Raw genomic sequence first — 25,085 nt, 5'->3', positions numbered from 1 at the left:
ATACGGCCTCATTTCTCGCTGCCGTCCAGATCAGATGCATCGCTCTCTGGGCTAAAATCTTGTGACGACACTATCTAACAGACGAGCAAAATGCCATGCTCACTGAGTTGTTAAAAGGCCGCAATGCGGCCTTTTTCTTTTCTTTACAATACGTCAACAAGTGCGGTTAACGAAATTATTTAGAGGTATTCCACCTTGGTAATTTCGAATTCGACATCACCACCCGGTGTGCGAATGACAACCACATCATCCTGTTCCTTGCCAATCAGGCCACGTGCGATCGGTGAATTCACGGAGATCAGATTTTGCTTAAAATCCGCTTCGTCATCACCCACGATGCGGTAAGTCTGCTCTTCATCATTATCCAGATTAAGCACGCTCACCGTACTACCAAAAATCACACGCCCATTTTGCGGCATTTTAGAGATATCGATAACCTGTGCATTGGACAGTTTTGCTTCGATATCTTTGATACGGCCTTCACAGAAGCCCTGCTGCTCGCGGGCCGCATGGTATTCCGCATTTTCTTTCAGGTCACCATGTTCACGCGCTTCTGCGATCGCGGCGATAATTTCAGGACGGCGCACTGATTTCAAAAAATCCAGCTCTTCGCGCAATTTTTCGGCACCACGTAAGGTCATCGGAATAGCTTGCATTTGTTATACCTCTTAAACATTCCTGTAAGGAGCAGTCTCCCGCCCCGGCTGCTATGTCTGCCCGGATTCAGGCGCATAACCCCCGACCAGAAGCAAAAGAAAACTGACCCGGAGACAAAGCTCCAGGTCAGCAACAATTTTTCAATTTGATACGTATTTTACCCGGAAGTTCACTATGGGTCATCGTTTACTTTCCGGGTCGATGCGCCGTAGTATGACGGCTTGTTTCCAGGTTGTTAGCGCGAGATTATGCGATTTTCCAGATTTTTCATCGTATTGACCACAAGTATAGCCCTGAATGTTCAGGCCGCGAATGTCGACGAGTACATTAACCAGTTGCCGGACGGCGCGAATCTCGCCCTCATGGTGCAAAAGGTCGGCGCGCAAGAACCGGACATCGATTATCACGGCAAGCAAATGGCTTTACCGGCGAGTACGCAAAAAGTCATCACCGCGCTGGCTGCATTATTACAGCTTGGTCCAGACTTCCGTTTCACTACCACGCTGGAGAGCAAAGGCACGATCAGTGATGGTGTATTGAAAGGCGACTTAGTTGCGCGGTTTGGCGGCGATCCGACGCTAAAACGTCAGAATATTCGCAATATGGTTGCAACCCTGAAAAAATCCGGTGTGCAGAAAATCGAGGGCAATGTTCTGATCGACACCTCGATTTTTGCCAGCCACGACAAAGCCCCTGGCTGGCCATGGAACGACATGACCCAGTGCTTTAGTGCCCCGCCGGCGGCCGCCATTATCGACCGTAACTGTTTCTCTGTTTCGTTGTATAGCGCGCAGAAACCCGGCGATCTCGCCTATATTCGTATTGCATCCTATTACCCTGTGAACATGTTCAGCCAGGTCCGCACGCTGGCACGCGGCTCCTCCGAAGGGCAATACTGCGAACTGGATGTTGTACCTGGGGATTTAAACCGCTTCACGCTAACCGGCTGCCTGCCGCAGCGCGCTGACCCGTTGCCGCTGGCATTTGCCATTCAGGACGGTGCCAGCTATGCAGGCGCTATTTTGAAGGCAGAGCTCAAAGATGCAGGTATTACTTATACGGGAACCCTGCTGCGCCAGACGCTGGTCAATGAGCCCGGCACGGTAATCGCCAGCACGCAGTCGGTCCCCTTGCACGATTTGCTGAGAACCATGCTGAAAAAATCGGACAACATGATCGCCGATACCGTTTTCCGCATGATCGGACATGCCCGTTTTGGAGTACCCGGGACCTGGCGGGCTGGCTCCGACGCGGTACGACAGATTCTGCGTCAGCAAGCCGGTGTGGATATCGGTAATACGATCATTGCCGATGGTTCCGGCCTGTCGCGCCATAATCTGATCGCCCCCGCCACCATGATGCAGGTGCTCCAGTACATCGCCCAGCATGACAGCGAGCTCAATTACATCTCGATGCTGCCGCTCGCGGGCTACGATGGTTCGTTACAGTACCGTGCGGGTCTGCATGAGGCTGGCGTAGATGGCAAGGTATCCGCCAAAACCGGTTCGCTGCAGGGTGTCTATAACCTGGCAGGCTTTATCACCACCGCAAGCGGTCAGCGAATGGCATTTGTGCAGTATCTGTCAGGCTATGCGGTGGAACCCGCCGATCAGCGTAACCGCCGCATTCCGTTAGTTCGCTTCGAAAGCCGCCTGTATAAAGACATCTACCAGAACAACTAATAAAAAAAGCCGGGCAGCGTCAACGCTTGCCCGGCTCACAGTGCCTGTATCCCCTCTCAGACGTTCGCCTGCAGGGGACTAGCAGAATCAGTGCTTGTAGATGAACTCAACGCCTTCTTCGTCATCTTCGTCCCAGTCATCATCATCCAGATCGTCGTCTTCGTCTTCGGCTTCTTCAAGCTGCTGACGATGGTAATCGTCCCACATGAATTCGACTTTCTCTGGCTGCTTATCTTCCTGAGCCTGATTAACCGGGTTTTCGATGATAAAGGTCATCACATCCCAGCAGAGCTCCCTAACGCCCTGCTGGCTGGCAGCAGAGATAAGGTAATGTTTATCTTCCCAGCCCAGTGCTTCGGCAATCTCTTTCGCTTTGGCTTCTGCTTCGGCTTTATCCATCAGGTCAATTTTGTTGAACACCAACCAACGCGGTTTAGCTGCCAGCTTCTCGCTGTATTTTTCCAGCTCGCCAATGATGATCCGCGCGTTATCTACCGGATCAGAACCGTCGATCGGATCGATATCGATCAGGTGCAGCAATACGCGGCAGCGCTCAAGGTGTTTCAGGAAGCGAATCCCCAAGCCTGCGCCTTCGGATGCGCCTTCAATCAGCCCCGGAATATCCGCAACCACGAAGCTTTTTTCGTTATCCATACGCACGACGCCGAGGCTCGGCACCAGAGTGGTAAACGGATAGTCCGCCACTTTCGGTTTCGCTGCAGACACAGCGCGGATGAAGGTAGACTTGCCCGCATTAGGCATCCCCAACATCCCGACGTCCGCCAGCAGCATCAGTTCCAGCATCAGGTCGCGTTTGTCACCCGGCGTACCCATCGTCTTCTGACGCGGCGTACGGTTAACGGATGATTTGAAACGGGTGTTACCCAGACCGTGCCAGCCGCCCTTTGCCACCATCAGACGCTGACCGTGTTTGGTCATATCACCCATGGTTTCGCCAGTGCCCTGGTCGATCACGCGAGTACCTACCGGCACTTTCACAGTGACGTCTTTACCGCGCTTACCGGTACAGTCACGGCTCTGACCATTCTGCCCACGTTCCGCACGGAAGGATTTTTCAAAGCGGTAATCAATCAGGGTATTCAGGTTTTCATCAGCTTCCAGCCAGACGTCACCACCATCACCACCGTCGCCGCCATCCGGGCCACCGTTGGGAATGTATTTTTCACGACGGAAGCTTACACAACCGTTACCACCATCACCCGCCACGACCAGGATGGCCGCTTCATCAACAAACTTCATTTTACTCTCCGTAACTCATTCGCCTGATCGGGGCAAAGTGACAACCACTTCACGCTTGCGCCAGCGTCCCCAAAGACGATGGCCAATGGCGGAATACATTGCTCCCGCAACCACGACAAACGCACCGAGATAACCGATAAGGTTTAACATCGGTCTGGCGAAAAAATCGGGCCAGGCCATTGATAATAAATCTGAAAACAACAGCGTAAACAGCGGCGTCAGCGTGATGAGCGCACTCACCTGCGCGGCCTGCCAGCGAGCCATCGCTTCTGCCAGCGCGCCATAGCCGACCAGCGTATTCAGGCCGCAGAAAAACAGACACGCCAGTTGCCAGTCGCTGAGTTGGGAAATCACACCGGGTTTCGCCAGAGGCAGCAACGCTATCGTACATAAAGTGTACAGCAAAAAGAGGATCTGCTGTGAAGCCAGACGCCGTAATAATACTTTTTGCGCAACACCGTAACTCACCCAAACCATTGCCGCACCCACACCGAAAATGACACCCCAGGTGTAGTCGGTCAGTTTGGTAAAAATCTCCACCAGGCTGGTGTTGAAAAACATCACCAGACCGCAGAGCAACATGATTGCGCCTATCACCTGCGTTCCACGCATCTTCTCTTTCAGGATAAAGACGCTGGCGACCATCATGCCAACCGGTGACAGCTGGCCAATCACCTGCGAGGCGGTAGGGCTTAAATACTGTAGGGAGGAACTAAAGAGCACGAAGTTACCGAATAACCCACCGGTCGCAATGGCGAGCAGCGCCAGCCACTTTGGCTTGCGAAACAGACGCAGCGAGGGGAGTTTACGCTTACAGGCGAGAATCGTACCAAGGCCGATTCCTGCCATTAAAAAGCGATAAAACACCACCGTCGGGGGTTCCATCACCGTCAGCACCTGCTTCATTGCAATTGGCAATGCACCCCAGCACATCGCGGTGGTGAGAGCCAAAAGAATGCCAATGCCGGCCTGCTGCTTCATGCCCGTTTTCCCTACAGAAAATTTTCCGGACTTCTAATGTAAAAAGCCCCGCAACGTGTTGCGGGGCTTTTATCCGTTACCGGACCACGAAAAACTTACTCAGCAACGATGCTGATGTATTTACGGTTGTTCGGGCCTTTAACTTCAAATTTCACTTTACCGTCTGCTTTAGCAAACAGAGTGTGGTCACGACCGCAACCTACGTTGTTACCAGCGTGGAATTTGGTGCCACGCTGACGAACGATAATGCTGCCCGCCAAAACGGTTTCGCCACCGAAACGCTTAACGCCGAGACGTTTAGCTTCTGAATCGCGACCGTTACGAGTTGAGCCGCCAGCCTTTTTATGTGCCATTTAAATCTACTCCTCAGGTCTTAGGCGCTGATGCCAGTGATTTTCACATCAGTGAACCACTGACGATGGCCCTGCTGCTTACGATAGTGTTTACGACGACGAAACTTAACGATTTTAACTTTCTCGCCACGACCGTGAGCAACAACTTCAGCTTTGATTACGCCGCCATCAACGAAAGGAACGCCGATTTTGACTTCTTCACCGTTTGCGATCATCAGAACTTCAGCGAATTCAACAGATTCGCCAGTTGCGATGTCCAGCTTTTCCAGGCGAACGGTCTGACCTTCGCTTACTCGGTGTTGTTTACCACCACTTTGGAAAACCGCGTACATAAAAAACTCCGCTTCCGCGCACTTCATCGTGTGATTCAGAGTGCGCTATAAATATTCACAATAGGGCGCGAATATTACGCAAAACGCGAGCCTTTGACAAGTGCGATCGTCAATCCATGCAGAAAAAAAACACAATACGTAGGGCGACGTTTATCTGGCGCGTTTTTTCAGTACAATCAGCAATACTATTCTAACCCGTAACCCTTCGTTATCCCATTTTGATATGTGGTAAACAGGACTGAAAGCCCGGCTTTTGCGATGAATTTAGAAAAAATCAATGAGTTAACCGCGCAAGATATGGCGGGTGTTAATGCGACAATCCTGCAACAGCTCAACTCTGATGTTCAGTTAATCAATCAGTTGGGTTATTACATTGTCAGCGGCGGCGGTAAACGCATCCGTCCGATGATTGCCGTTCTGGCAGCGCGTGCCGTTGGCTATGAAGGCAACGCGCATGTCACCATCGCCGCATTAATCGAATTTATCCACACGGCGACGCTTCTCCACGATGATGTTGTGGATGAATCAGATATGCGTCGTGGTAAAGCCACCGCTAACGCTGCGTTTGGTAATGCGCCCAGCGTTCTGGTGGGCGATTTTATTTACACCCGCGCGTTTCAGATGATGACCAGCCTCGGTTCACTAAAAGTGCTGGAAGTGATGTCCAGAGCGGTGAATGTGATCGCCGAGGGTGAAGTTCTGCAACTGATGAACGTCAATGACCCGGACATCACCGAAGAAAACTACATGCGCGTGATTTACAGTAAAACCGCGCGTCTGTTCGAGGCGGCAGCGCAGTGTTCTGGTTTGTTGGCAGGCTGTAGCGACGCGCAAGAGAAAGGGTTGCAGGATTATGGTCGCTACCTGGGCACCGCCTTCCAGCTCATTGACGATTTGCTGGACTACAGCGCTGATGGCGAAACGCTGGGTAAAAACACCGGCGATGACCTCAACGAAGGCAAACCGACGCTCCCCTTACTGCATGCGATGCATAACGGCACCGCAGAGCAGGCACAGATGATTCGTGAAGCTATCGAGCAGGGTAACGGCCGTCATCTTCTGGAACCTGTTTTGGAAGCAATGGCTGCCTGTGGCTCGCTGGAATGGACGCGTCGCCGCGCAGAAGAAGAAGCGGATAAAGCTATCGCTGCTCTGCAGGTTCTTCCGGATTCTCCGTGGCGCGAAGCGCTCATTGGTCTCGCCCATATCGCTGTCCAGCGCGATCACTGATTATTCTGCTTTCCCGCTAACCACGGGAAAGCGTCAATAAGTTCTTGTAACCATCTCAAAATACGCCAGAAACCTCAACTCACGCCCCTGGTGAATTCTTAAAGCTCACTCTATTACATGAACTTTTTAGAGCATTAGCTCTTGTATGCGTATAGTAAACATTCTTCATATTGCCATATTTTTTTAATGGTTTTCACAGGGAGGAAGAATGGAAAACAAATTTATCGACTGGCATCCGGCGGATATCATTGCCGGACTACACAAAAAAGGGACATCGCTGGCCGCAGAATCACGCAAATCTGGTTTGAGTTCATCGACGCTGGCTAACGCGCTAACACGCTCATGGCCGAAAGGAGAGCTTATTATTGCCCGTGCACTGGATACCGATCCCTGGGTGATTTGGCCATCGCGCTATCACGATCCCATTACCCATGAATTTATCGACAGAACCAGCATGATGCGGCAGAGGAAGCCAAAATAAATCGATGAGGAACCCCCTTCCCGAACGGCAAGGGGGTTTACTACAAAGGGGAATTACTCGCCTTTTACGCGCTCAATATTCGCGCCAAGCGCACTCAGCTTGTCTTCAATGCGCTCGTAACCGCGATCGATATGGTAAATACGATCGACGATAGTCGTCCCTTCCGCGATACAACCTGCCAGCACCAGGCTGGCAGACGCACGCAGGTCGGTCGCCATCACTTGCGCACCAGAGAGCTTTTCAACGCCGTGGCAAATCGCGGTGTTGCTCTCGATTTCCGCATGTGCCCCCATACGAATCAGCTCAGGAATGTGCATGAAACGGTTTTCAAAGATCGTCTCAGTGATCACACCCGTGCCTTCCGCAACGAGGTTCAGCAGCGTGAACTGTGCCTGCATATCCGTCGGGAATGCCGGATGCGGTGCAGTGCGCACATTCACAGCCTTCGGACGTTTACCGTGCATGTCCAGGCTTACCCAGTCATCACCCACTTCGATTTCCGCACCGGCTTCACGCAGTTTCGCCAGCACAGCATCCAGCGTGTCAGGTTTCGCATTGCGACACATGATTTTGCCGCCAGAGATCGCCGCAGCCACCAGGAAGGTGCCGGTTTCAATACGGTCAGGCAGAACGCGGTAGGTACCGCCGCCCAGACGTTCAACGCCCTCAATGGTGACACGGTCAGTGCCCTGGCCGCTGATTTTTGCACCCAGTGCATTGAGGAAGTTTGCGGTATCAACGATTTCTGGCTCGCGCGCGGCGTTTTCGATGATGGTGGTACCTTCGGCCAGCGTCGCTGCCGACATGATGGTAACCGTCGCGCCAACGCTGACTTTATCCATCACGATATGCGCGCCTTTCAGGCGACCATTGACGCTCGCTTTGACATAGCCTTCTTCCAGCTTAATTTCCGCGCCAAGCTGTTCCAGACCTGTGATGTGCAGATCCACAGGACGTGCGCCAATGGCGCAACCGCCCGGTAAGGAAACCTGCCCCTGACCAAAACGCGCAACCAGCGGCCCCAGCGCCCAGATAGAGGCACGCATGGTTTTGACCAGATCGTAAGGCGCACAAAACACATTGACCTTGCTTGCATCGATCCAGACGGATCCATTGCGTTCAACCTTGGTACCCAGCTGGCTCAGCAGCTTCAAGGTGGTATCAATGTCTTTCAGTTTCGGAACGTTTTGGATCTCTACCGGTTCTTCTGCCAACAGTGTGGCAAAAAGGATCGGTAACGCGGCGTTTTTAGCACCTGAAATTGTGACCTCGCCCTGGAGCCGGGTTGGCCCCTGTACACGAAACTTATCCATTCATCTGATCTCTGTTAAGAATTCACACGCGCTGCGGGCGTAATACCCGTAGCTCAAAAACCGTTTAGTTTGCGATCGCGTGCCCACTCTTGCGGGGTATACGCTTTGATCGAGAGAGCGTGAATGCGGTTGTCCGCAATGTATTCCGCTAATGGGCCATACACGGCCTGCTGTTTTTTGACCCGGCTCATGCCGTCAAAAACCTCACCCACAGCAATAACCTGAAAGTGACTGCCATCGCCAGAGACGTGGGCTTCCTGGAGAGAGAGTGCGTTCATCAGCACTGTCTGAATTTCATGATTTTCCATGGGCGTTAATTTCATCTGATAGTGAAAACAGCCCCACATCTTAGAGGAAAGTGAGGCGGTCTTAAATAAGCAAAAAGCCTCGTTGGTAAACCAAACGAGGCTTTAGAGAGTAACGTACTGAAAAAATTAGCGAGGCAATACGTCAGCCGGCAAATTATATAATGCCGCAAGCGTCTGCAGATTCTCGCTGATCCCTTCAAGTGAAACCTGACTACCCTGAGTTTTCCCCTCAGCAACGATGTGAATCAACAGTGCGACGCCAGCGGTATCAACACGTGATACCGCGTGCAGATCGATGCAGGTTGCCCCTTTCATTGCTTCCTGGCGAGCATTCCACAATGGGTTCAGTACGTCCTGGTCGAGCTCTCCCTGCAATAGCAGGCGCTCACCTTCACGCACCCAGCTTAATTGCGGCGTCATTATTTCTTCTGATCCAGTGAAATTTTCTGGTGAGAAATAGACTGCAGCTGTGCGGTCAGGCCATCAATACCCTTCGTACGCAGCAGGTCGCTCCACTCATTCTGTTTGGTGGTGATCATGCTCACTCCTTCGGCGATCATGTCATAGGCCTGCCAGTTGCCGGACTGCGTGTTTTTACGCCACTGGAAATCCAGGCGCACGGGAGGACGACCGTTCGGATCGACAATGGTCACACGGATCGGCACGATCGTGGCATCACCCAGCGGTTGTTCCGGTGCAATCTGGTAGGTCTGGCCATGGTACATCGCCAGCGCCTGGCCGTAAGCCTGTTTCAGATATTCACGGAAAGCCGCAAAGTAGGCATCACGCTGTGCAGGGGTCGCATCTTTGTAGTAACGACCCAGCACCAGAGCACCGGCGTATTTCACCTGGACGTACGGCAGCAATTCCTGATCAACCACATCGCGCAGATAGTCTGGATTTGCGCGAATCTTCGGCTGCTCGTTTTTGAGACGATCAAACGTTTTCTGCGCCGCTTCCTGCATTGCTTTGTACGGATTGGCTTGTTCCACCGCGTTGGCAAGGCCAAGTGGTGCGATAACCAGCATGGCAACCATTAATAGACGTTTAAACATGCGTCAACTCTCCTCGTTAGTTCGTCTTACCAGCAGACGGTGCGCTGGAAGTATCATCCTGCTGTTGCGGCTGCGCATCGCCAGAATTCTTATTGTCACTGCCTTTACTGCTGTAAAGGAATTGTCCGATCAGGTCCTCAAGGACCATGGCGGATTTGGTATCCTGGATGGTGCTGCCTTCTTTAAGCATAGAAGTTCCCAGCTCAGGATCCTCAAAACCCACATTCAGGGCCAAATATTGTTCCCCCAGCAGACCTGACGTACGAATGGCCAGCGAACTGGTGTCAGGAATCTGGTTGTAGCGCTCTTCGATATCCAGCGCGACGCGCGGCAGATAGGTTTTCGGGTCGAGCTCGATATCCGCAACCCGCCCAATGACAACACCACCAATACGCACCGGCGAACGCGCTTTCAGACCGCCGATGTTGTCGAAGGTTGCGTACACGCGATACGTCGGTTCGGTGCGCATAGAGGCGACATCGGCCGCTTTCAGGCAGATAAACAGCCCTGCCAGCAGCGCCAGTACCAGAAAAATGCCTACCCAAATTTCACTTTTTTTCGTTTGCATGAACTCAATTCCCAAACATCAATGCGGTGAGCACAAAATCGAGACCAAGGACGGCCAGCGAAGAGTGCACAACGGTACGCGTCGTTGCCCGACTGATCCCGGCAGAGGTCGGGATCGCGTCGTAACCATTAAACAAGGCAATCCAGGTAACGGTGATAGCAAAGACAACGCTCTTAATCAGACAGTTCACCAGATCCAGTCGCCAGTCGACGGCGTTTTGCATCGCCGACCAGAAGAACCCTGAGTCGATTCCTTTCCAGTTCACACCCACCAGCGAACCACCCCAAATGCCTACCGCAACGAAGATGATTGTCAGTAAAGGCAAGGAGATAACGCCAGCCCAGAAGCGAGGGGAAATCACGCGGCGCAGTGGGTCAACAGCCATCATTTCAAGACTTGAAAGTTGCTCAGTCGCACGCATCAGGCCGATTTCAGCAGTCAGTGCAGAACCCGCACGCCCGGCGTAAAGCAGCGCAGCGACGACCGGCCCCAGCTCACGCAGCAGCGACAGCGCCACCAGCATGCCCAGACTGGTTTCTGCGCTATAGGTTGTGAGCACCAGATAGCCCTGCAAACCAAGCACCATGCCGATAAATACGCCAGACACAATAATAATGAGCATCGACAGGACACCCACATTATAGAGTTGGCGCACCAGCAACGGCGCTTGCTTGCGGAACTCCGGCTTGCCGACCAGCGCGTTGAAGAGCATTAAACCAGCGCGGCCAAACGTCGCGATCGTCTTGATCCCGCGATGCCCAAGCGACGCCAGTGCATGTAACAACATGAGTGGCTTAACTCCCTGTCTCAAATAAATCGGATTGATATTGACCTGCGGGATAGCGGAACGGAACGGGGCCGTCAGCAATGCCGTCGAGGAACTGACGGACGCGAGGGTCAGCGTTTTCTTGCAAGCCTTGCGCACTGCCTTGCGCAACAATTTTCCGGTCTGCAACGATATACGCATAATCGGCGATGCTCAGTACTTCCGGCACGTCATGGGAGACCACCACACAGGTCACGCCCAGCGCGCTATTCAGTTCAGAAATGAGCTTCACCAGTACACCCATGGTAATAGGATCCTGGCCGACGAAGGGTTCGTCGAACATGATTAAATCGGGTTCCAGCGCGATAGCCCTTGCCAGTGCAGCACGACGCGCCATTCCACCAGAGAGTTCAGAAGGCATCAGCTTCGCCGCACCACGCAGCCCTACCGCTTCCAGCTTCATCATGACCGTACTTTTCAGCAACGCAGCCGGCAAGTTCGTATGTTCACGCAACGGATAGGCCACGTTATCGAACACGGTCATATCGGTAAACAATGCGCCGGACTGGAACAACATGCTCATTCTTTTACGCACGGTGAACAGCCGGGAACGACTCATCTCGGGGATGTTTTCGCCGTCGAAGAGGATCTCGCCCGCATCTGGCGGTATCTGTCCGCCGATAAGACGCAGCAATGTTGTTTTACCAATCCCGGACGGACCCATGATGGCGGTGATTTTACCGCGCGGCACCGTCAGCGAGATGTTGTCGAAAATACGACGACTCCCGCGAGAGAAACTCACGCCACGGATATCGACTAGATTCGCCACAGTCTGGCTCATTCATTCTTCCTTATAAGCCTTGATTGGGTCTAAGCATGACGCCGGATAACAGCAAGAACCCACCATTTTTACAGAATATTACCCGCTTGAGTTAGCGAAAGCTGGCATTTGTTTTACTTTTGAGCCGCATAAAGTCAAAATTAAGAATTCTCTACGCCGCTCGAAATTCCCGGTTTTTCCCGGCAATCGCAGCCTGCGGACCGGCAGATTATACCTCAAGAAAGGACTTTAGATGCTTTTAGCGACGGCGCTGTTAATTATTGGTTTACTGTTAGTGGTATACAGCGCTGACCGATTAGTATTCGCCGCCTCGATTTTATGCCGCAATCTGGGCATTCCTCCGTTGCTCATTGGCATGACCGTGGTGAGCATCGGTACCTCTCTGCCGGAGATCATTGTTTCCGTCGGGGCGTCCATGCACGGCCAGCTTGATCTGGCAATCGGCACGGCGCTGGGTTCTAACATCACCAATATTCTGCTGATACTTGGGGTCGCTGCGCTTCTGCACCCATTTACCGTCCATTCCGATATCCTGCGCCGTGAATTGCCGCTAATGTTAATAACCAGCCTGCTGGCAGGGTTAGTACTGTTTGACGGGCAACTCACCCGGATGGATGGCGTATTTTTACTTCTGCTGGCCGTGCTATGGCTGGTGTACATTGTTAAAATCGCCCGTCTGGCCGAACTGCAGGGGAGCGATACGCTCACGCGTGAGCAGGTTGCTGAATTGCCGCGTGGCGGTAGTTTGTCCGTCGCATGCTTATGGCTTGGCGTCGCACTGATCATCATGCCGATGTCAACCCGCATGGTCGTGGACAACGCTACGGTGGTCGCAAACTACTTCGAGATGAGCGAATTAACCATCGGCCTGACGGTGATTGCCATCGTGACGGGCCTGCCGGAACTGGCGACAGCGATCGCCGGGGCACGTAAAGGAGAAGACGATATTGCGATTGGTAATATCATCGGCTCGAATATTTTCAACATCACGCTGGTGCTGGGTTTACCCGCACTGATAGCGCCGGGCACCTTTAATAGCCTGGCTTTTACGCGAGATTATGGCGTGATGTTACTGGTCAGCGTCATTTTTGCCCTCACCTGCTGGCGGCGTAAACAGCAGACGGGCAAAGGCGTAGGCGCATTGTTGTTAGGCGGTTTCATTACCTGGTTGGCGCTACTGTACTGGGTTACACCGCGTTTGATAGGATAACTGGACACACATTTATGTCGCATATCGATCTGCAACCGGGGTTCGACTTTCAACAGGCCGGCCGGGATGTTCTGCAAATTGAACGTGAAGGTCTGGCCCAGCTTGATCAATACATTAATCAAGACTTTGCGCAGGCCTGTGAGAAAATATTCTATTGCAGCGGCAAAGTCGTGGTTATGGGCATGGGCAAATCGGGTCATATCGGTCGTAAGATGGCCGCGACCTTTGCCAGCACCGGGACCTCTTCTTTCTTTGTCCATCCAGGGGAAGCGGCGCATGGCGATCTGGGTATGGTCGGTTCACAGGATGTGGTAATTGCCCTGTCGAACTCCGGTGAGTCGAATGAGATTCTGGCGTTGATCCCAGTACTTAAGCGGCTGAAGGTGTTTCTGATCTGTATGACCAGCCGTCCGGATAGCACCATGGGCCGTTCGGCGGATATTCATCTGTGCGTGAAGGTGCCGCAAGAAGCGTGTCCATTAGGTATGGCGCCGACCTCCAGCACCACCGCCGCATTGGTGATGGGCGATGCGCTGGCGGTCGCGTTGCTGAAGGCACGGGGTTTCACGGCAGAAGATTTTGCGCTTTCTCATCCAGGTGGTGCGCTTGGGCGTAAGCTCCTGCTGCGGGTCAATGACATTATGCACACTGGCGATGAAATTCCACATGTGAGTAAAGACGCCACGCTGCGTGACGCACTCCTGGAGATCACGCGCAAGAATTTGGGCCTGACGGTTATTTGCGACGATCTGATGAAGATCGAAGGTATTTTTACCGATGGTGACTTGCGCCGCGTGTTTGATATGGGCGCAGATGTACGCCGTTTAGGTATTGCCGAGGTAATGACGCCGGGTGGCGTGCGCGTTCGCCCTGGCACACTGGCGGTGGACGCGCTGAACCTGATGCAGTCCCGCCATATCACCTGCGTTTTGGTTGCAGATGGCGACCAATTGCTGGGTGTGATACATATGCATGATTTGCTGCGCGCGGGCGTGGTGTAAAAAAGGATCGAAGAATGAGTAATGTTGGTGCGTCGCTTGCGACATGCTACGGCCCCGTCAGTACGCAGGTAATGGCGAAGGCAGAAAAAATTAAGCTGTTAATTCTTGATGTAGATGGCGTTTTATCTGATGGATTTATCTACATGGGTAATAATGGAGAAGAGCTGAAAGCGTTCAACGTCCGCGATGGTTACGGTATCCGCTGTGCATTAACGTCCGACATTGAAGTTGCCATCATTACTGGCCGAAAAGCTAAACTAACGGAAGACCGCTGCAAAACGTTGGGCATCACGCACCTGTACCAGGGGCAGTCCGATAAGCTACTGGCCTATCGCGAGTTATTGACCAAACTTGCGCTGACGCCAGAAAATGTTGCCTACGTAGGAGACGATCTTATCGACTGGCCTGTGATGTCGGAAATCGGTCTGAGTGTGGCGGTAGCGGATGCGCATCCGTTGCTGATTCCTCGTGCGGATTATGTCACCCGTATCGCGGGTGGTCGTGGCGCGGTTCGTGAAGTGTGTGATTTGTTGTTGCTGGCGCAAGGCAAGCTTGATGAGGCCAAAGGGCAATCGATATGAGTAAAACCAGACGTTGGGTCATCATTGTGTTGTCACTGGTCGTTCTCGTGCTGATTGGCGTTAATCTTGCCGATCGCGAGCAGCCTGAACAAGTTACCGTCAATAACACTGACCCAACGTATAAAAGCGAGCATACCGATACGGTAGTCTACAGTCCGGAAGGCGCATTGAACTATCGGCTGATAGCTCAGCACGTTGAATACTATTCCGCTGACGCTATCACCTGGTTTACCCAACCGGTGCTGACGACATTCGACAAAAATAAGGTTCCCGACTGGTCTATTAAGGCGGATAAAGCGAAGCTGACCAATGACCGGATGCTTTACCTTTATGGACACGTTGAGGTTAACGCCCTGACGGCGGATGCCCAACTGCGAAAAATTACGACGGATAACGCGCAGATAAACCTGGTCACGCAGGATGTCGCCTCTGATGATCAAGTCACGTTATACGGAACAACATTTAATTCCACCGGCCTGAAAATGCGCGGCAATTTACGCAGCAAAAACGCCGAGCTGATTGAAAAGGTTAGAAGCTCCTATGAAATTCAGAACAAACAAACTCAGCCTTAATGTTGCCCTGGCCAGTGTCCTTTTTGCCGCCAGTCTTCCGGCGCTTGCGGTGACCGGAGATACCGAACAGCCTATCCATATCGACTCCGATCAGCAGTCTCTGGATATGCAAGGCAATGTGGTGACCTTCACCGGCAATGTTGTCGTGACGCAGGGCACTATCAAAATCAACGCCGACAAAGTGGTGGTAACCCGCCCTAATGGTCAGCAAGGCAAAGAAATCATTGATGGTTACGGTAATCCTGCCACGTTTTACCAGATGCAGGATAACGGCAAGCCGGTGAAAGGCCACGCGTCCCAGATGCATTACGAACTGGAAAAAGATTTCGTGGTCCTGACAGGCAATGCCTACCTGGAACAGCTTGATAGCAACATCAAGGGCGACAAAATTACCTATCTGGTGAAAGAGCAGAAAATGCAGGCTTTCAGCGATAAAGGCAAACGCGTGACGACGGTTCTGGTGCCGTCACAGTTGCAGGATAAGAGCAACAATCAGACCCCGGCTCCGGCGCAAAAAAAGAGTAACTAATTCGTTATGGCAACATTAACTGCAAAGAATCTCGCCAAGGCCTACAAAGGCCGCCGTGTGGTGGAAGATGTCAGTCTGACCGTTAATTCAGGCGAAATTGTCGGGCTGCTCGGACCTAACGGTGCAGGTAAAACCACAACGTTCTACATGGTCGTGGGTATCGTGTCGCGCGATGCGGGCAATATCATCATCGACGATGAAGATATCAGCCTGCTGCCACTGCATGCGCGAGCGCGTCGTGGCATTGGTTATTTACCGCAGGAAGCCTCGATTTTCCGCCGCCTGAGCGTATTTGACAATCTGATGGCAGTCCTGCAGATTCGTGATGATCTGACGTCTGAACAGCGCGTGGATCGAGCGAACGAGCTGATGGAAGAGTTCCATATTGAGCATCTGCGCGACAATATGGGCCAGGCGCTTTCCGGTGGTGAACGCCGCCGTGTTGAAATCGCCCGTGCGCTGGCTGCAAACCCTAAATTTATCCTGCTGGATGAACCTTTTGCCGGCGTTGACCCGATATCGGTTATTGATATCAAACGCATCATTGAGCACCTGCGCGATAGCGGGCTTGGCGTGTTGATTACCGACCACAACGTTCGTGAGACGCTGGCGGTTTGTGAACGGGCTTATATCGTCAGTCAGGGCCATTTGATCGCGCACGGCACGCCTCAGCAAATCCTTGAAGACGAACACGTTAAGCGCGTATATCTTGGGGAAGACTTCAGACTCTGATAGGGTAGGGTTTATTGACGTGTTTAGTCGGAGAGTACTGCTCTGAATATGAAGCAAGGTTTGCAATTACGGCTTAGCCAACAGCTAGCCATGACGCCACAGCTGCAACAGGCCATCCGCCTGCTGCAGCTGTCCACGTTGGAACTCCAGCAAGAACTCCAGCAAGCTCTGGAGAGTAACCCATTGCTTGAGCAAACCGATCTTCACGAAGAAGTGGATGCGCAACAATCCCAGGATAATGAAAGCCTTGATACCGTCGACGCCCTCGAGCAAAAAGAGATGCCCGAAGAGCTGCCGCTGGATGCCAGCTGGGACGAAATCTATACTGCGGGCACCCCTTCCGGCAGCAGCACCGATTATCTTGACGATGAACTCCCCATTTATCAGGGCGAAACCACCCAGTCGCTGCAGGATTACCTGATGTGGCAGGTGGGACTCACGCCATTCTCAGACACCGATCGTGCCATAGCGACCTCCATTGTCGACGCCGTTGATGACACGGGTTATCTCACCGTTCCGCTGGAAGATATTCTGGAAAGTATGGGCGATGAAGAGATCGGCATGGATGAAGTCGAAGCGGTGCTGAAACGTATCCAGCGTTTCGATCCGGTCGGCGTTGCCGCTAAAGATCTGCGCGATTGCCTGTTGATCCAGCTTTCTCAGTTTGCCAGGGATACGCCCTGGTGCGATGAAGCGCGTTTAATTATCAGCGATCATCTGGATCTGCTCGCCAATCACGACTTCCGCACGCTGATGCGTGTGACGCGCCTGAAAGAAGAGGTGCTGAAAGAGGCAGTCAATTTAATCCAGTCTCTCGACCCACGCCCCGGCCAGTCAATCCAGACGGGTGAACCAGAATATGTCATTCCTGACGTTCTGGTCCGCAAGCACAACGGGCGCTGGACGGTCGAGCTAAACTCCGACAGCATTCCGCGTCTGCAAATCAACCAGCACTACGCCTCCATGTGCGGTGGTGCACGTAACGATGCCGACAGCCAGTTTATCCGCAGTAATCTGCAGGAAGCGAAATGGCTGATCAAAAGCCTTGAGAGCCGAAATGATACCCTGTTGAGGGTAAGCCGCTGCATTGTTGAACAGCAGCAGGCGTTCTTCGAACAGGGCGAAGAGTTTATGAAACCGATGGTGCTGGCGGATATCGCTCAGGCCGTCGAGATGCACGAATCCACGATTTCCCGTGTCACGACCCAAAAATATCTGCACAGTCCGCGTGGCATCTTTGAGCTTAAGTATTTCTTCTCCAGCCATGTGAATACCGAAGGCGGCGGCGAAGCCTCGTCAACGGCTATCCGGGCACTGGTGAAGAAATTAATTGCCGCAGAGAATCCTGCGAAGCCGTTGAGCGACAGTAAGCTGACTACCATGCTCTCTGACCAGGGCATTATGGTAGCGCGGCGAACCGTTGCGAAGTATCGAGAGTCTTTATCCATTCCGCCGTCTAATCAGCGTAAACAGCTGGTGTGACCTAACCGATAAGGAAGACACTATGCAGCTTAACATCACAGGACATAACGTCGAGATAACCGAGTCCCTGCGCGAATTCGTCACCGCGAAATTTGCCAAACTCGAACAGTATTTCGAAAGGATCAATCAGGTCTATGTTGTGTTGAAAGTGGAGAAAGTGACTCATATCTCGGACGCAACCCTGCATGTGAACGGGGGTGAGATTCATGCGAGTGCGGAAGGTCAAGACATGTACGCTGCCATCGACGTTTTAATTGATAAACTGGCGCGGCAACTTACGAAGCATAAAGATAAACTGAAACAACACTAATTGTCCGGGCTCTCGTCTGGCGCGTATCACCCTGTCGTAACCCGGCAGGGTGTCTGCACTGGCGATGCTTAGGTGAAATTATGATGAACAACGATTCCGCTCTTCAATTGAGCAATGTCCTTAACCAGGAATGTACCCGTAGTGGCGTTCACTGCCAGAGCAAAAAACGTGCGCTGGAAATCATCAGTGAAATGGCTGCAAAACAGTTGAGCCTGCCACCACAAGTGGTTTTCGAAGCGATCCTGACGCGCGAGAAAATGGGCAGTACCGGTATTGGTAACGGTATCGCGATCCCTCACGGTAAGCTCGAAGAAGATACCCTTCGCGCCGTGGGCGTTTTTGTGCAGCTGGAAACACCTATCGCCTTTGATGCCATTGATAACCAGCCAGTCGATCTGCTCTTTGCACTACTGGTTCCTGCCGATCAGACCAAAACCCACCTGCATACGCTCTCTTTAGTGGCAAAACGTCTGGCGGACAAAACCATTTGTCGCCGTCTGCGCTCAGCGCAAAGCGATGAAGAGTTGTACCAAATCATCACGCTGACAGAAGGCGAAAACGATGATGCGTAACGCAACAGACCCACTTTTATCATTGGCTCTGAGGAGAATTGGCCCATGGTCCTGATGATCGTAAGTGGTCGTTCGGGTTCAGGTAAGTCAGTGGCCCTGCGCGCCCTGGAAGATATGGGGTTTTACTGCGTCGATAACCTGCCGGTCGTCCTGCTACCTGAGCTGGCACGAACGCTGGCCGATCGCCAGACGTCTGCCGCCGTCAGCATCGACGTGCGTAATATGCCGGAATCGCCGGAAATCTTTGAGCAGGCGATGAACAACCTGCCGGACTATTTTTCACCGCAACTGCTGTTCCTGGATGCCGATCGCAACACGTTGATCCGCCGCTACAGCGATACGCGCCGTCTGCATCCTCTGTCCAGCAAAAACCTGTCGCTGGAAAGCGCCATCGACGAAGAGAGCAACCTGCTTGAGCCGCTGCGCTCTCGTGCCGACCTCATTGTCGATACATCGGAAATGTCCGTCCACGAGCTTGCCGAGATGCTCCGTACCCGCCTGTTGGGTAAACGCGAGCGCGAGCTGACGATGGTGTTCGAGTCCTTTGGCTTTAAGCACGGCATCCCTATCGATGCCGATTACGTGTTTGACGTACGCTTCTTGCCCAACCCGCACTGGGATCCCAAATTACGCCCGATGACCGGGCTGGATAAACCGGTTGCCGCCTTCCTTGACAGACATACGGAAGTGCACAATTTTATTTACCAGACCCGCAGTTATCTCGAACTGTGGTTACCGATGCTGGAAACCAATAATCGCAGCTATTTGACCGTGGCGATTGGGTGTACCGGGGGTAAACACCGTTCCGTCTATGTTGCTGAGCAGCTTGCGGATTATTTCCGCTCGCGCGGTAAAAACGTTCAGTCTCGTCATCGTACGCTGGAAAAACGGAAAACATGACCGTAAAACAAACTGTGGAAATCACCAATAAGCTGGGCATGCACGCGCGCCCGGCGATGAAACTGTTTGAACTGGTTCAGGGCTTCGATGCAGAGGTACTGCTGCGTAACGACGAAGGAACCGAAGCCGAAGCCAACAGCGTGATTGCGTTACTCATGCTGGACTCCGCTAAAGGGCGGCAGATAGAAATAGAAGCGACGGGCCCGCAGGAAGAAGAAGCACTGGCGGCCGTCATTGCGCTGTTTATTGCCGGGTTCGACGAAGACTGACTGCGCGAATCCCCTCTCCCGCTGAAGAGGGCATCATCAATGCAGTTTATTGTGCTCGAGGAAATCCTCTCCCCCAAGCTGGCGCATCTGGCGCATAATCCACGCCTGTCGACTACGCACATACCCTGACGGAGCATCGGCGCGAAAACGCACCGGGTTGGGCAATACCGCAGCCAACAATGCCGCCTCGGCCATCGTCAATTTGCTGGCAGGCTTGTGAAAGTAGCGTTGTGATGCGGCTTCCACGCCAAAGATCCCATCGCCAAACTCAGCGATATTCAGATAGACGGTCAGAATACGGCGCTTTGTCCAGATGACTTCGGTCGTCAGCGTCAGACCGGCCTCCAGCCCTTTACGTACCCAGCTTTTACCGTCCCAGAGCAGCAAGTTTTTGATTGTCTGTTGGGAAATGGTCGACGCACCGCGAATCCGATTTTCATGCCGCTCATTGTGCGACAGGGCTTTTTCGATCGCGCCAAAATCCAGCCCCCAATGGTCAGGGAAACGTTGATCTTCCGCCGCAATCACCGCCAGCGCCGCCCAGGGGGAGATATCATCCATCCCCACCCAGTCGGAATGGGCAACATAGCCGAAATCGCCGCTCAGCCACGCGCCGAGCTGTCGTTCAACCATCACGGCAGAAAACGGCACCGGCATAAAACTGAACAGCAGAATACCGCCGCCCCAGAAAATCCCCAGCACCAGCACCACCCGGAGTAATAGCTTTTTGATTTTCGCTATTAGCGGGCCGCGCAACCCTCTCATTCAGCCAGTACCAGAACGCGAGAAACCAGCTTTTCGATCCCCGTAGCCACCTCCGCGATATTCTGCGCCAGCATATACGCAGGCGTGGTCACCACTTTGTTATCCTCATCGACCACAATATCGTCAACGGGACAAGGCACGTGTTCTGCGCCCATCTCTTCGATCACCTCAGCGGTATCGATATCCGTACCAATGGTAAGGCGCAGCGGGAAATCAAAGATTTTCGGCAGCATGGCGGGAGCAATACACATAAAGCCGAGCGGCTTACCCGCCTGGTGCATCTCCAGAACCAGCCGTTTCAGCCCAGGATCAACCGTGCATTCACTGCCGAGGCTTGCAAAGCTGCTCAGGTTTTTTGCGGCCCCAAAACCACCCGGAACAATCAACACATCCAGATCGTTTATTGATGCCTGAGCGATCGGTTGGATCGTTCCACGGGCAATTCGTGCTGCTTCGATCAGCACATTGCGACTTTCCCCCATCGGTTCGCCCGTGAGATGATTAATGACATCGGTCTGACTCTTATCCGGCGCAAAGCACACAGCCTCTGCGCCTTCGCGAGCGATCGCCAGCAGCGTAATGACCGCTTCGTGGATCTCCGAACCGTCATAAACGCCTGATCCGCTAAGAACTACACCGACTTTTTTCATTTTGCTCATCCTTTATGCAACGTACTCTGGATAATTAAATATTTTGATAAGGGCGCTATGCTTCACACATTTCACTGATTGATTTAACAAATAATTTAAGATTTGCTATCTTATGTGCGTGCAGTTCAAATTTTCTCGACTGCGCCCTTGAAAAAAATGTCTAACTTTACGGCGCAGCCACGATTTCCCTGGTGTTGGCGCAGTATTCGCGCACCCCGGTTAATCCGGGGTCATTTTTTTCCAGCGGTTGCCACCCAGGCTTTCAGCACATCAACATCGTGCTGCCATTCTTGCTTCATCTCTTCGACCCATTCGCCGACGTTATCCCACCAGGCTGGCAGATCCGGTGACTGAATTTGCTGACCCAGTTGTTGCAGATGGCGAAGGCCAACCGATCCTGCAGCGCCTTTGATCTTATGCCCCTCTTCGACGATCCCTTTTTGATCCCGCGCGGTGAGGTTAGATTCCAGCACGCTAAGGTAGCCCGGCATCATTTTCTCAAATACCGCCAGCCCGTCAGTGATCAACTTCGGCCCCACCAGATCGATGTACTGCTCAAGCATCGGGATATCCAGTAGGGTTTGCGATTTCTGGTTTTCCGTGGTCGACATGTCGTCTTGCTCCTCTTCTTCAGCCGCATCCCAGAATTTCTTAATCATGGCAGTTAATGCCGGGACTGCCAGCGGTTTGCTTAAGACATCGTCCATGCCTGCGTCCAGATACTCTTGCTTATCTTTCAGCACGTTGGCAGTGAGCGCGACCAGCGGCGGTAAATCGTCACGAGCGAACTGGCTGGCGAGGATGCGCGAAATGTCCAGACCGGTCATATCCGGCAACTGGATATCGAGCAGCACCAGGTCGTATTCACCGGGTTTAAACATCTCCAGTGCGGCCCTACCGGTCATGGCGACATCGACGCTGCTACCGAGCTTCTCAAGCACTGAGCGCGCCACAACGACGTTCAGCTCGATATCTTCGACCAGCAGCACATTCAGCGCTGGCAGCGGCATATCATCGTCTTCAAACGCATCTTCCACTTCCTCCGCCACCGCAGGCGCATGAACGGTGAGGGTGAACAGCGAGCCTTTACCCGGCTGGCTGGTCACGACAATGTCGCCGCCCATGTTTTTCGCCAGACGACGCGACACGGCAAGACCAATCCCCGTACCGGTAGCAGGTTTACCGCCGTGGCTGTCTTTCACCTGGTAATACATGGCGAAAATTTTATCCAGCTCTTCGCGAGGAATACCGATCCCGGAATCTTCCACCTCAAAGTGCAGGATATCGCCTTCGTCGTAGCGCACACGCACGGTGACCTGCCCATCACGGGTAAATTTGACGGCGTTGCTGATAAGGTTCCACAGGATCTGCCGCAACCGCGTGCCGTCGGTCACCACTTTATGCGGTAACGGCAGGCTCGGCTCCATCACAAAGCGCAGCCCTTTCTGATGCGCCTGCAGGCCGGAGAGGTTTTCCAGGTCAGCGAGGAAGCTGGTGAAATCCACCGGTTGATTATCCAGCTGGACTTTACGGCGCTCCATTTTGTCCATGTCGATAATATCGTTGAAGATATTTCCAAGAGTGACGGCAGAGACATGGATGGTTTTCAGGTATTTTTCCTGCTCGACGGTCAAATCGGTGTCCAGCAGGATACGGCTTAAGCCCACGATGCCATTAAGCGGCGTACGCAGTTCGTGGCTGATGGTCGAGATAAAGGTGGTTTTATCGCGGCTGGCACGCTCCAGGGCGTCCTGATAGCGTTTACGCTCGGTAATATCACGTCCGAAGCCCATCAGGCCGTGGCGCTTACCTACGCGGTCATAATAGGGCACCTTACGAATTTCAAAACAGGCTTTACGCCCGTCCGGATAATCCAGCCACTGCTCATAGGTCAGCGAGACATTGTGGCGGAACACCTTCTCATCGGTCTCGATAACCTTCTCCGCGGCTTCCGGCGCGTAGACATCCTGCGGTTTCAGGTTAATCAGCTGCTTCTCGCTTTTGCCCGTCAGCAGCTCCATCGCCCGGTTACAGCCGGAAAACTCTTTGTCTTCATTGCGATAGAACACCAGATCCGGCGAGGCATCAAGGAAGGAGCGTAAAAACGTGGACTGCTGCTCAAGCTGAATCTGCGTTTGCTCGCGCTCCTGCACCTCCACTTTCAGTTGCTCAAACGTCGCCTGGCGCTCGGCTTCGGCTTTTTCGCGATCCGCCATCTCCTGGTTAAGCCGGGTGATGTTGTCTTTAAGCTGGATATTAAGTTTGAGGTCGCGGTCGCGCATCTCCTCCAGCTTGTCCACCAGCCGCGAGAGGCGCTGGCGCGACTCCTCAAGCTGCTCCACGACAACCGACAAGAAATAGACCGCCCAGGGGGTAATCAACAGGCCAAAAAAGATAGAGCGAATGACATCGATGTTGGCCACCTGTCCCTGCAAGACCATGGTCACCGCCATTTGCACGACGATAGCCAGCACCACCAACGCCAGGGCAAGTAGCACGGAGAAACGCACCAACCCGAGCTTCATCATCAGGTCGACGTAATATTGCGCCAGTAAACGGATTTGCTTCATAGCGATTTCCTCAAACAAGTCCGCTCAATAATACTCAATTCTGAGCAAGGCGTTGAAGGTTGTGCGAAAAATGCGGTGCCGGGCAATCGTCACGGCTGGATCCACGGGCGATTTAACGCGGAACCCTGCACACCGTGCTCGCCAAGATAGCGATCCAGTTCGACCATCCCCGTCCAGCGATTTTCGCACCACAGCGGCGCCAGCAGCGTCGGACGACGGGCGCTGGCGGAAACGCGGTGGTAAATCACCTCCGGCGGCGTCGCGCGAATCATCTCCCCGGCGGTAAGCGTATAATCCTCCAGTGCGATCCCCTGCAAACGGCCCGCTTCCCAGGCTTTCGCCATGATGCTGCCTTTTACGATATGCAGCGGATGCAGCTTAATACCGTCTACGCCCGTCTCTACCACGCGATTGAGCGTTTGCAGGCATTCCCCCTGTCCTTCCCCCGGCAAACCCACAATGAGGTGGCTACACACTTTAAGCCCACGTTCACGCGCCAGGCGGGTGGTTCGCTGGTAACAGGCGAAATCATGCCCACGGTTGATACGGTGCAGTGTTTTATCGTGTGCGGTTTGCAGGCCCAGCTCGAGCCAGACCTCATAGCCCTGGTCTTTGTATTCGCTCAGCAAGTCCAGCACTGCCTCGGGTACGCAATCCGGGCGTGTCCCGACGCACAGGCCGACAATACTGGCCTGGCTGATGGCCTGTTGATACATGGAACGCAGCACCTGCACTTCGGCCCAGGTACTGGTGTAAGCCTGAAAATAGGCGAGATAGCATTTAGCGCGATTCACCAGATTCGCCTGGTACGCCAGTTGCTCAGCAATCGAGTTGTGCTGCTGTTCTTCATCGGCGAAAGAGGCGACGTTACAGAAGGTGCAGCCGCCCCGGCCAATAGTGCCATCGCGATTGGGGCAGCTAAAACCACCGTGAAGCGTCAATTTATGAACCTTTTGCCCATAGCGACGGGCAAGATCCCCACCAAACATATTGACTAATTTTTGTAACTGCATAATCTGAAAGGCCGCGCTCTGAAAGGAGCCAAGCCTGCCATTTTTAGCTTTCGACGGCGATGATGTGGATCAATCGCCCGGCAACGCTTTTATTCATTGCAT

Annotated in this window: 30 protein-coding genes; 14 read left to right on the top strand and 16 right to left on the bottom strand. The window is 53.1% G+C overall.

Annotated elements, in window-relative coordinates; translation table 11 throughout:
- Positions 1 to 179: 179 nt before the first annotated feature.
- Positions 180 to 656 (bottom strand): transcription elongation factor GreA, encoded by a 477-nt coding sequence (gene greA, locus ACSZPU_RS00780; protein WP_498994505.1) that lies wholly within the window; start codon positions 654 to 656, stop codon positions 180 to 182.
- A 249-nt stretch (positions 657 to 905) separates the two neighbouring features.
- Between greA and dacB the strand changes: the two genes are divergently transcribed.
- Positions 906 to 2,339, top strand: coding sequence for a serine-type D-Ala-D-Ala carboxypeptidase (gene dacB, locus ACSZPU_RS00775; RefSeq protein WP_498994503.1), 1,434 nt, complete (start codon positions 906 to 908; stop codon positions 2,337 to 2,339).
- 87 nt (positions 2,340 to 2,426) lie between these two features.
- Here dacB and cgtA read toward each other — a convergent pair whose 3' ends face one another.
- The 4 genes from cgtA to rplU all read right to left on the bottom strand — a co-directional run bounded on the left by cgtA (position 2,427) and on the right by rplU (position 5,265).
- On the bottom strand, positions 2,427 to 3,599 hold the full coding sequence (gene cgtA / locus ACSZPU_RS00770) for an Obg family GTPase CgtA (RefSeq protein WP_498994501.1): 1,173 nt from the start codon (positions 3,597 to 3,599) through the stop codon (positions 2,427 to 2,429).
- Positions 3,600 to 3,614: 15 nt separating this feature from the next.
- Positions 3,615 to 4,580 (bottom strand): DMT family transporter, encoded by a 966-nt coding sequence (locus tag ACSZPU_RS00765; RefSeq protein WP_498994499.1) that lies wholly within the window; start codon positions 4,578 to 4,580, stop codon positions 3,615 to 3,617.
- Positions 4,581 to 4,675: 95 nt separating this feature from the next.
- Complete coding sequence (gene rpmA / locus ACSZPU_RS00760) at positions 4,676 to 4,933, bottom strand: 50S ribosomal protein L27 (RefSeq protein ID WP_007673187.1); 258 nt, start codon at positions 4,931 to 4,933, stop codon at positions 4,676 to 4,678.
- Between the two features lie 20 nt (positions 4,934 to 4,953).
- Entirely contained in the window at positions 4,954 to 5,265 is a 312-nt protein-coding gene (gene rplU, locus ACSZPU_RS00755) for a 50S ribosomal protein L21 (RefSeq protein WP_003025032.1), read from the bottom strand.
- A gap of 258 nt (positions 5,266 to 5,523) precedes the next feature.
- Between rplU and ispB the strand changes: the two genes are divergently transcribed.
- Positions 5,524 to 6,495 (top strand): octaprenyl diphosphate synthase, encoded by a 972-nt coding sequence (ispB, locus tag ACSZPU_RS00750; RefSeq protein WP_498994495.1) that lies wholly within the window; start codon positions 5,524 to 5,526, stop codon positions 6,493 to 6,495.
- Between the two features lie 208 nt (positions 6,496 to 6,703).
- The gene (sfsB, locus tag ACSZPU_RS00745; RefSeq protein WP_498994492.1) at positions 6,704 to 6,976 is read left to right on the top strand and encodes a DNA-binding transcriptional regulator SfsB; all 273 of its coding nucleotides are present in this window, start codon (positions 6,704 to 6,706) and stop codon (positions 6,974 to 6,976) included.
- Between the two features lie 53 nt (positions 6,977 to 7,029).
- Here the strand turns inward: sfsB and murA are convergent, their stop codons facing one another.
- The 7 genes from murA to mlaF all read right to left on the bottom strand — a co-directional run bounded on the left by murA (position 7,030) and on the right by mlaF (position 11,827).
- On the bottom strand, positions 7,030 to 8,289 hold the full coding sequence (gene murA, locus ACSZPU_RS00740; RefSeq protein WP_498994489.1) for a UDP-N-acetylglucosamine 1-carboxyvinyltransferase: 1,260 nt from the start codon (positions 8,287 to 8,289) through the stop codon (positions 7,030 to 7,032).
- A gap of 53 nt (positions 8,290 to 8,342) precedes the next feature.
- Positions 8,343 to 8,597 carry a BolA family iron metabolism protein IbaG gene (gene ibaG, locus ACSZPU_RS00735; RefSeq protein ID WP_103278257.1) on the bottom strand — a complete coding sequence of 85 codons (255 nt, stop codon included), beginning with the start codon at positions 8,595 to 8,597 and terminating at the stop codon, positions 8,343 to 8,345.
- A 126-nt stretch (positions 8,598 to 8,723) separates the two neighbouring features.
- On the bottom strand, positions 8,724 to 9,017 hold the full coding sequence (gene mlaB / locus ACSZPU_RS00730; RefSeq protein ID WP_498994486.1) for a lipid asymmetry maintenance protein MlaB: 294 nt from the start codon (positions 9,015 to 9,017) through the stop codon (positions 8,724 to 8,726).
- On the bottom strand, positions 9,017 to 9,652 hold the full coding sequence (mlaC, locus tag ACSZPU_RS00725) for a phospholipid-binding protein MlaC (protein ID WP_498994484.1): 636 nt from the start codon (positions 9,650 to 9,652) through the stop codon (positions 9,017 to 9,019). Before mlaC ends, mlaB begins: the two co-directional genes overlap by 1 nt.
- Before the next feature lie 16 nt (positions 9,653 to 9,668).
- A complete protein-coding gene (gene mlaD / locus ACSZPU_RS00720; RefSeq protein WP_498994482.1) occupies positions 9,669 to 10,220 on the bottom strand; it encodes an outer membrane lipid asymmetry maintenance protein MlaD in 552 nt (183 codons plus the stop codon).
- 4 nt (positions 10,221 to 10,224) lie between these two features.
- Entirely contained in the window at positions 10,225 to 11,007 is a 783-nt protein-coding gene (gene mlaE / locus ACSZPU_RS00715; RefSeq protein WP_498994480.1) for a lipid asymmetry maintenance ABC transporter permease subunit MlaE, read from the bottom strand.
- 7 nt (positions 11,008 to 11,014) lie between these two features.
- Positions 11,015 to 11,827, bottom strand: a complete 813-nt coding sequence (mlaF, locus tag ACSZPU_RS00710) for a phospholipid ABC transporter ATP-binding protein MlaF (RefSeq protein WP_108700569.1) — start codon at positions 11,825 to 11,827, stop codon at positions 11,015 to 11,017.
- 232 nt (positions 11,828 to 12,059) lie between these two features.
- Between mlaF and ACSZPU_RS00705 the strand changes: the two genes are divergently transcribed.
- The 11 genes from ACSZPU_RS00705 to npr all read left to right on the top strand — a co-directional run bounded on the left by ACSZPU_RS00705 (position 12,060) and on the right by npr (position 19,985).
- Positions 12,060 to 13,037 (top strand): calcium/sodium antiporter, encoded by a 978-nt coding sequence (locus ACSZPU_RS00705; protein ID WP_498994477.1) that lies wholly within the window; start codon positions 12,060 to 12,062, stop codon positions 13,035 to 13,037.
- 14 nt (positions 13,038 to 13,051) lie between these two features.
- Positions 13,052 to 14,038, top strand: coding sequence for an arabinose-5-phosphate isomerase KdsD (gene kdsD / locus ACSZPU_RS00700; protein WP_498994475.1), 987 nt, complete (start codon positions 13,052 to 13,054; stop codon positions 14,036 to 14,038).
- Between the two features lie 14 nt (positions 14,039 to 14,052).
- On the top strand, positions 14,053 to 14,619 hold the full coding sequence (gene kdsC, locus ACSZPU_RS00695; RefSeq protein WP_498994473.1) for a 3-deoxy-manno-octulosonate-8-phosphatase KdsC: 567 nt from the start codon (positions 14,053 to 14,055) through the stop codon (positions 14,617 to 14,619).
- Positions 14,616 to 15,191: an LPS export ABC transporter periplasmic protein LptC gene (lptC, locus tag ACSZPU_RS00690; RefSeq protein WP_498994472.1), complete on the top strand. Its 576-nt coding sequence runs from the start codon at positions 14,616 to 14,618 to the stop codon at positions 15,189 to 15,191. The genes kdsC and lptC overlap by 4 nt, the downstream gene beginning before the upstream one ends.
- Positions 15,160 to 15,720, top strand: coding sequence for a lipopolysaccharide ABC transporter substrate-binding protein LptA (lptA, locus tag ACSZPU_RS00685; RefSeq protein WP_498994470.1), 561 nt, complete (start codon positions 15,160 to 15,162; stop codon positions 15,718 to 15,720). The genes lptC and lptA overlap by 32 nt, the downstream gene beginning before the upstream one ends.
- A gap of 6 nt (positions 15,721 to 15,726) precedes the next feature.
- Positions 15,727 to 16,452 carry an LPS export ABC transporter ATP-binding protein gene (gene lptB, locus ACSZPU_RS00680; RefSeq protein WP_039077451.1) on the top strand — a complete coding sequence of 242 codons (726 nt, stop codon included), beginning with the start codon at positions 15,727 to 15,729 and terminating at the stop codon, positions 16,450 to 16,452.
- A 48-nt stretch (positions 16,453 to 16,500) separates the two neighbouring features.
- On the top strand, positions 16,501 to 17,934 hold the full coding sequence (rpoN, locus tag ACSZPU_RS00675) for an RNA polymerase factor sigma-54 (RefSeq protein WP_498994467.1): 1,434 nt from the start codon (positions 16,501 to 16,503) through the stop codon (positions 17,932 to 17,934).
- Between the two features lie 22 nt (positions 17,935 to 17,956).
- A complete protein-coding gene (gene hpf / locus ACSZPU_RS00670) occupies positions 17,957 to 18,244 on the top strand; it encodes a ribosome hibernation promoting factor (RefSeq protein ID WP_498994465.1) in 288 nt (95 codons plus the stop codon).
- Positions 18,245 to 18,324: 80 nt separating this feature from the next.
- Positions 18,325 to 18,816 carry a PTS IIA-like nitrogen regulatory protein PtsN gene (gene ptsN, locus ACSZPU_RS00665; protein WP_498994463.1) on the top strand — a complete coding sequence of 164 codons (492 nt, stop codon included), beginning with the start codon at positions 18,325 to 18,327 and terminating at the stop codon, positions 18,814 to 18,816.
- A gap of 45 nt (positions 18,817 to 18,861) precedes the next feature.
- Positions 18,862 to 19,716 carry an RNase adapter RapZ gene (rapZ, locus tag ACSZPU_RS00660; protein WP_494243758.1) on the top strand — a complete coding sequence of 285 codons (855 nt, stop codon included), beginning with the start codon at positions 18,862 to 18,864 and terminating at the stop codon, positions 19,714 to 19,716.
- Positions 19,713 to 19,985 carry a PTS phosphocarrier protein NPr gene (npr, locus tag ACSZPU_RS00655; protein ID WP_039077446.1) on the top strand — a complete coding sequence of 91 codons (273 nt, stop codon included), beginning with the start codon at positions 19,713 to 19,715 and terminating at the stop codon, positions 19,983 to 19,985. The genes rapZ and npr overlap by 4 nt, the downstream gene beginning before the upstream one ends.
- A 36-nt stretch (positions 19,986 to 20,021) precedes the next feature.
- On the opposite strand, the gene mtgA is transcribed toward npr, so the two are convergent.
- The 4 genes from mtgA to mnmL all read right to left on the bottom strand — a co-directional run bounded on the left by mtgA (position 20,022) and on the right by mnmL (position 24,983).
- A complete protein-coding gene (gene mtgA / locus ACSZPU_RS00650) occupies positions 20,022 to 20,750 on the bottom strand; it encodes a monofunctional biosynthetic peptidoglycan transglycosylase (RefSeq protein WP_498994461.1) in 729 nt (242 codons plus the stop codon).
- The gene (gene elbB / locus ACSZPU_RS00645) at positions 20,747 to 21,400 is read right to left on the bottom strand and encodes an isoprenoid biosynthesis glyoxalase ElbB (RefSeq protein WP_498994459.1); all 654 of its coding nucleotides are present in this window, start codon (positions 21,398 to 21,400) and stop codon (positions 20,747 to 20,749) included. The genes mtgA and elbB overlap by 4 nt, the downstream gene beginning before the upstream one ends.
- A 230-nt stretch (positions 21,401 to 21,630) precedes the next feature.
- Positions 21,631 to 23,970, bottom strand: a complete 2,340-nt coding sequence (arcB, locus tag ACSZPU_RS00640) for an aerobic respiration two-component sensor histidine kinase ArcB (RefSeq protein WP_498994457.1) — start codon at positions 23,968 to 23,970, stop codon at positions 21,631 to 21,633.
- Positions 23,971 to 24,059: 89 nt separating this feature from the next.
- A complete protein-coding gene (gene mnmL / locus ACSZPU_RS00635; protein ID WP_498994455.1) occupies positions 24,060 to 24,983 on the bottom strand; it encodes a tRNA modification radical SAM protein MnmL/YtqA in 924 nt (307 codons plus the stop codon).
- Between the last annotated feature and the right edge of the window lie 102 nt (positions 24,984 to 25,085).

Source organism: Phytobacter sp. V69 (assembly GCF_965644215.1).
Classification (GTDB): domain Bacteria; phylum Pseudomonadota; class Gammaproteobacteria; order Enterobacterales; family Enterobacteriaceae; genus Phytobacter.
This window is presented reverse-complemented; position numbering and strand designations above follow the sequence as displayed.